This window comes from Archangium sp., from assembly GCF_036388035.1.
GTDB lineage: Bacteria > Myxococcota > Myxococcia > Myxococcales > Myxococcaceae > Archangium.
This window is the reverse complement of the sequence record NZ_DASVSO010000832.1, coordinates 1-6,089: the sequence shown is the minus strand read 5'-3', so window position 1 is coordinate 6,089 and position 6,089 is coordinate 1. Positions and strand designations below refer to the sequence as shown.

The window sequence follows — 6,089 nt, the reverse complement described above, 5'->3', positions numbered from 1 at the left end:
CGGTCCCGGCGCGGGCGAGGGGACCTCGGGCGGGGACACCGGGGGTCGGGGCGACGCCTTCACTTCAGCGCGAGCACGGTCCGCCTTCCGGAGCCGCGTGGGAGGAGCGGGGCGCGGTGGGGAGGCCTCGGAGGAAGCCGGCCCGGGTACTGCGCCCCTCGGGGCCTCGCGCCAGACGAGCTGCACCTCCAGCGGCCTGTCCGGCGCGACGGGCTCCGGCTTCGACGCACCGCGCCACAGCGCCACAGCGCCGAGCACATGCAGCGCCACGGAGATGCCGAGGGCCCCGGACACCCGCGCACGCGCGGTGTTCCGCTGCCTCGTTCCCTGGATGGCGCCCGACGTCATCACCCGCAGCCTGTACGCCAGGATGCCCCGGCCATCAACCGGGGACCCTGGGGCAGGCGGGCGTCAGAGGTAGCGGCCGAAGAGCACCGCCATCCGCTCCGACAGGCGCTTGATGAGGCCGCGCCGGCGCCACGAGTCCCAGCGGATCTCCACCGAGTGCCGCATGTCCTCCTCGAAGGCCTCGGCGAGCCGCGTGGCCAGCTCCACGTCATCCACCACCAGCGAGCCCTCCTCCGCGTTGAGCGCCAGCGGGTCCAGGTTCGTCGAGCCCACCATCGACAGCCGCTCGTCCACCAGGATGGTCTTGGAGTGCATCATCGACACCTCGTACTCCCAGATGCGCACGCCGTTCTCCAGCAGCCGCGCGTAGGTGGCGCGCTGGCCCTCGTGCACCGGGGGGATGTCGTGGTGCCGTCCGGGGGTGAGCACCCGCACGTCCACGCCCGCCTTCGCCTTGGCGATGAGCATGTCCTGGATGGGGCCGGTGGGGATGAAGTACGAGTTGGAGATCCACAGCCGCTTCTTCGCCGAGGCGATGGCGAGCAGCGACATCCGCTCGGCGTTGGTGAGCACGGGCGCGCCCGTGTGGGTGACAAAGCCGGCCCGCGCCTGGCCCGCGGTGGGGATGGGCTCGGGGAAGGCCTCGGGCGGGAGCATGCCTCCGCCGGCCTCCTGCCAGTTCTGCGCGAAGGCGAGCTGGATGCCCCGCACCGCCGGCCCCTGGACCCAGACGTTGGCGTCGCGCCACTCGCCCGGCTTGCGGCCTCCGCCCTCCCAGCTCTTCCAGATGCCCCAGCCTCCGGTGAGGCCGGCCACGCCATCGCGCACGGCGAGCTTGCGGTGCAGCCGCGCCTGGATGCGCTTGAGGTTGAGCGAGGCGATGGTGCCGCGCAGGGAGCGGAAGACGCGCACCTCGCAGCCGGCCGCCACGAGCTGGGGCGCCACGTCGGCCTGGAAGCGCATGCTGCCCAGCGGGTCCACGAGGATGCGGCACGTCACTCCGGGGTTGCGCTCGCGCAGCGCCTTGACGAGCCGTTCCGACGGGTCCCCCGGGCGCCAGATGTAGACGAGGATGTGGATGCTGGAGCGGGCGGCGCGAATCTCGCGCTCGAGCACGTCGAAGACGCGGCCGTTGTGGACGAGCTCCACCTGGTTGCCCGGCTCCAGCTCCACGCCCACCGTCTGGTACCAGGCCAGCGACAGCCCCTCGTGCGACTCGGGCACGTCGTCCCGGATGCGCAGCGCATGGCGATGGTTCGGCAAGGGACAGCCCGCCAGCAGCAGGGCGAGCACCAGCAGCGGCCACGGATTCTTCACGCGCGAAAGCTAGTCACGCGCCTCACGGCTGACTGCCCTCCCGGGTTCTCCGTCCAGCCGTGGACAGTGGAGGCGGGCCTCTGTCCGCTGGTGCGTGCCACGGGGCGTGTCCCGGTGGACGGAGGGCCTCACCGGTCCCATCCCTACCCGCTGCACGAGCCCGGCGTCGGCTCCCGGCCGCCCGGACTCCGGGAGCCGGGTGGACGAACGAGGGCCCTTTGAAGACACCATGCACCTGCCTGACTCCCTGCTCTCTGCCCTGACCTCCATCGTGCTCCTCGCCGCCGTGCTGGGGGCGCCGTGCGCGCAGGGCCGTCCCCTCTCCGGTCCCCACGAGGGGCCCCTGGCGGCGAGGGCCCGGGGAGTCCCCGCCGCCCTGTCGCTGCTGCCCGCCCAGAACGTCGAGTTCCCAGCCATCCCCGTGGAGCCCACGCCCAAGGTGGAGGCACCCAAGGTCGAACCGGCCCCCACCCCGAGCCCCGCGAACACGCCGCCGCATGTGACGGCGGACCTGCCGGTCTCCGCCGGGGCGTGGGTGGCCTACGGGTCGTTTTCGCTGGTGCCGCTCGGCGGCGTGTACGGCGCGAGCCGCCTGGGGGGCGAGCGCCTGTGGGTGACGGCGGCCGAGACGGCGACCGGGAGCCTCGTGGGCGCGCTGCCCGGAGCACTGCTGTTCCTCCAGCCGGCGAATGCGGGAGGGCGCTGGTCGGAGATGGACGTGGCGGCCTTCGGCACGGGGATGGTGCTGACGCCTCCCGTCGCGGCGCTGGGCACCTGGGGACTGGGCGAGCTGGCCTTCGAAGGCAGCCGGGACCGGGGGCGCGCGTTCCTCGGAGCCATGGGGGGCGCGGCGGTGGGCACACTGCTCGGCGTGGCCGTCCACGGGCTGCTGGAGGAGGTGGTGGGCAACAGCGAGCAACTCAAGCTGGTGCGCAAGTACATCGCGCTGGGCTTCATCGGCTCGGGCGCCACCGTGGGCTACCAGTGGGCGGGCGGCGGTCCGCGAGAGCCCCGCCGGTAAGTCCGTGCCCCTGTTACGTTCGCACTCCCATCTCTCCCGAGAGAGCCACACCCCATGCGCCGACTCCTCCTGTTCCTCTCCGCCTGCTTGCCGCTGTTCCTCTCCGCCTGCGGTCACCCGGACTCGGGTGACCCGACGAAGGTGCAGTACGCGCCCGCGCTGGGCGTGGACCTCAACGCCATGACGCGCAGCGACTCCGGCCTCTACACGCAGGACCAGGAGGTGGGCACCGGCGCGGAGGCCATCCCCGGCCGCACCGTCATCGTCCACTACAGCGGCTGGCTGCCGGACGGCAACCTGTTCGACACCTCGCGCGACAACAGCCGCGCCTTCTCGTTCGTGCTCGGCGCGGGCAATGTCATCAAGGGGTGGGACGAGGGACTCGTCGGCATGAAGGTCGGCGGCAAGCGTCGGCTCGTCATCCCCTCCGAGCTGGGCTACGGCAAGACGGGCAGCGGCAGCATCCCGCCCGACGCGGTGCTCATCTTCGACGTGGAGCTCATCTCCATCCGCTGAGCCCGGTCGTCCCGGTGGCCCTCGCGGGGTAGACTGCGAGGCGCTCGCCATGACCGACTTCATCGAGATCCACGACGACGTCCTGGCTCCCGCGCTCTGCCAGGAGCTCATCCACCGCTTCGACACGAGCCCCCACCAGTACCGGGGGCGCACCGGGCATGGCGTGGACGTCACCAAGAAGGACAGCCACGACCTCAACCTCAACGCGCACCCGGAGTACCAGGATCTGCTGCGCCGGCTCCTGGAGGCGGCGTTCCCCCCGCTGCGCGCCTACCTGCGCAAGTACCTGTACGCGCTGATTGGCGCCGTCTCCCTGTCCACCAGGCACCCCAAGACGGGCCAGCCCGTGACGCTCACGCGGGAGAACTTCGCCGAGCTGGGGGACCCCGCCCTCAACCAGCTCATCGGCTTCCTCTACCGCTACGGGGACCTCAACGTGCAGAAGTACGTGAAGGGCTCCGGCGGCTATCCGCACTGGCACTCGGAGGTGTTTCCGAAGGACGCGAGCTGCGAGCCGCTGCACCGCGTCCTGGCCTTCCAGTTCTACCTGAACGACGTGGCCCAGGGCGGCGAGACCGAGTTCTTCTACCAGGAGAAGAAGGTCCAATCGAAGGCGGGCCGGATGATCATCTTCCCCGCCGGCTTCACCCACACCCACCGGGGCAACACGCCCGAGTCCAACGACAAATACATCATCACCTCGTGGGTGCTCTTCCACCGCGCCGAGAGCCTGTACGGAGCGCCGCCTCCGAAGTGAGCGCCACGCCTCCGGTCGGGCCCTGACGATACCTCGGAGGTCCATCACCGCCGGGTGAAGGAGGGGCGACGCGGTGCGTCGACGCGGGGGCACCCCATTCCGGACGCATGGGAGACCCGCACCCCGGCTTATGCCTGCCTGGTGAGGGCTCTTGGCGGCGTGCCCGGCGAGCCGTTAGAGGAGCGCCCCTCCCTCGAAGACACTTCAGAGAAGAAGTTTTCCCCCATGAAACAGTACGAGAAGAAGCTCGACGCGAACGGCCGCCCCTACCTGGAGACGCACCTGTCCGGCCTGGTGCTCACCCGCCTGCCCCTGCTCAACAAGGGCACCTCCTTCAGCCTGGAGGAGCGGCGCGAGTTCGGCCTGCTGGGGCTCCTGCCCACGCACGTGTCCTCGCTGGACGAGCAGCTCGAGCGCTCCTACGCCAACTTCCGCGCCTTCCGCTCGGACCTGGACAAGCACGTCTTCCTGCGCGCCCTGCAGGACCGCAGCGAGGTGCTCTTCTACGCCCTGGTGAACCGGCACATCGAGGAGATGATGCCCATCATCTACACCCCCACGGTGGCGCAGGCGGTGGAGCAGTTCAGCCGCATCTACCGCTACCCGCGTGGGCTGGTGGTGAGCCCGGAGAACATCGGGGAGATCGACTCGCTGCTGGCCCACACGCCCTTCCCGGACGTGCAGCTCATCGTCGCCACGGACAACGAGGGGATTCTCGGGATTGGAGACCAGGGCTTCGGCGGCCTGGCCATCTGCATCGGCAAGCTGTCGCTGTACACGGCCGCGGCGGGGATCGACCCGGCGGTGACGCTGCCGGTGGAGCTGGACGTGGGCACCAACCGCAAGGAGCTGCTCGACGACCCGCTCTACCTGGGCGTGAAGCGCCCGCGCATGGAGGGCAAGGAGTACGACGACTTCATCCATACCTTCGTGATGGCGCTCAAGAAGCGCTTCCCCAACGTGCTGGTGCAGTGGGAGGACTTCAGCAAGCAGAAGGCCTTCGACGTGCTGGACCGGTACCGGGACGTGCTGCCCTCGCTCAATGACGACGTGCAGGGCACGGGCGCGGTGGTGCTCGCGGGCCTGCTGTCGGCCACGCGTCGCAGCCAGACGACGCTCGGACAGCAGGTGTACGTGGTGCACGGCGCGGGCGCGGGTGGCGTGGGCGTGGCGCGGCAGATCGTCCGCGGCATGGAGCGCGAGGGCCTGAGCACGCAGCAGGCGCGCGAGCGCATCTACCTCATCGACTCCAAGGGCCTCATCCTGAAGGACCGCAAGGGGCTGGAGCCGTACAAGCTGGAGTTCGCGCACGAGCCGTCGCGCGTGGCGGGCTGGAAGCTGCAGGGCTCGATTCCGAGCCTGCTGGAGACGGCGCGCGAGGCGAAGGTGACGGTGCTGCTGGGCCTGAGCGGGCAGCGCGGGGCGTTCGGCGAGGACGTGGTGAAGGCGGTGGCGGCGAACACGCCGTACCCGGTGGTGTTCGCGCTGAGCAACCCGACGGCGAACAGCGAGGCGGTGCCGACGGACATCTACCGGTGGACGGACGGCAAGGCGCTGGTGGCCACGGGCAGCCCCTTCGAGGACGTGGAGTGGGGCGGAGCGCCGCACCCGGTGGGCCAGGGCAACAACGCCTTCATCTTCCCGGGCCTGGGGCTGGGCGTGCTGCTGACACGGGCGAAGCGGGTGACGGACGGGATGCTGACGGCGGCGTCGCTGGCGCTGGCGGAGTACACGGACGGGGCGCGGCTGGCACAGGGCGCGCTCTATCCGCGCATGGACCGACTGCGCGCGGCGAGCCGTCAGGTGGCCATGGCCGTCATCCGCCAGGCGCAGAAGGACGAAGTGGCCACGCGCAAGCTGCCCGAGGACCTGGAGGCCGTGCTCGAGGCCGAGATGTGGCGGCCCGAGTTCCTCCCCCTCCGGCGCGCGCCGGGGCAGTGAGGCCGCGGGCCTGAGTCTCGTCCTTCCGCCTACACCGCGCGCGGCACTCGCACCGTGAAGGAGGTGCCCGCCTCACCCGTGGACACCTCCACCTTCCCGCCGTGCCCCACCACCACCTGGTGCACGATGTAGAGCCCCAGCCCCAGGCTCCCCGCCGGTCGGAACTTCGAGTTGCCCCGGCGGAACGGG

At 70.9% G+C, this 6,089-nt stretch carries 6 protein-coding genes and 1 pseudogene; 4 read left to right on the top strand and 3 right to left on the bottom strand.

All coding sequences use genetic code 11. The features are described from left to right. Together VF697_RS34310 and VF697_RS34305 are read right to left on the bottom strand one after the other, a co-directional pair. Window positions 1-348, bottom strand: a pseudogene (locus VF697_RS34310) (hypothetical protein); the annotation flags it as partial. A 63-nt stretch (window positions 349-411) separates the two neighbouring features. Beyond that, on the bottom strand, window positions 412-1,665 hold the full coding sequence (locus tag VF697_RS34305) for a phospholipase D-like domain-containing protein (RefSeq protein WP_331101679.1): 1,254 nt from the start codon (window positions 1,663-1,665) through the stop codon (window positions 412-414). Between the two features lie 229 nt (window positions 1,666-1,894). Between VF697_RS34305 and VF697_RS34300 the strand changes: the two genes are divergently transcribed. The 4 genes from VF697_RS34300 (at window position 1,895) to VF697_RS34285 (ending at window position 5,900) form a co-directional block, all read left to right on the top strand. Continuing rightward, the gene (locus VF697_RS34300) at window positions 1,895-2,686 is read left to right on the top strand and encodes a hypothetical protein (protein WP_331101677.1); all 792 of its coding nucleotides are present in this window, start codon (window positions 1,895-1,897) and stop codon (window positions 2,684-2,686) included. Between the two features lie 54 nt (window positions 2,687-2,740). Next, on the top strand, window positions 2,741-3,202 hold the full coding sequence (locus VF697_RS34295) for an FKBP-type peptidyl-prolyl cis-trans isomerase (RefSeq protein ID WP_331101675.1): 462 nt from the start codon (window positions 2,741-2,743) through the stop codon (window positions 3,200-3,202). Window positions 3,203-3,251: 49 nt separating this feature from the next. Beyond that, window positions 3,252-3,959, top strand: a complete 708-nt coding sequence (locus tag VF697_RS34290; RefSeq protein ID WP_331101673.1) for a 2OG-Fe(II) oxygenase — start codon at window positions 3,252-3,254, stop codon at window positions 3,957-3,959. A 225-nt stretch (window positions 3,960-4,184) separates the two neighbouring features. Beyond that, on the top strand, window positions 4,185-5,900 hold the full coding sequence (locus tag VF697_RS34285) for an NAD-dependent malic enzyme (RefSeq protein ID WP_331101672.1): 1,716 nt from the start codon (window positions 4,185-4,187) through the stop codon (window positions 5,898-5,900). 29 nt (window positions 5,901-5,929) lie between these two features. Here VF697_RS34285 and VF697_RS34280 read toward each other — a convergent pair. Then, the coding region (locus VF697_RS34280) for an ATP-binding protein (RefSeq protein ID WP_331099559.1) at window positions 5,930-6,089 on the bottom strand (160 nt) is incomplete at its 5' end.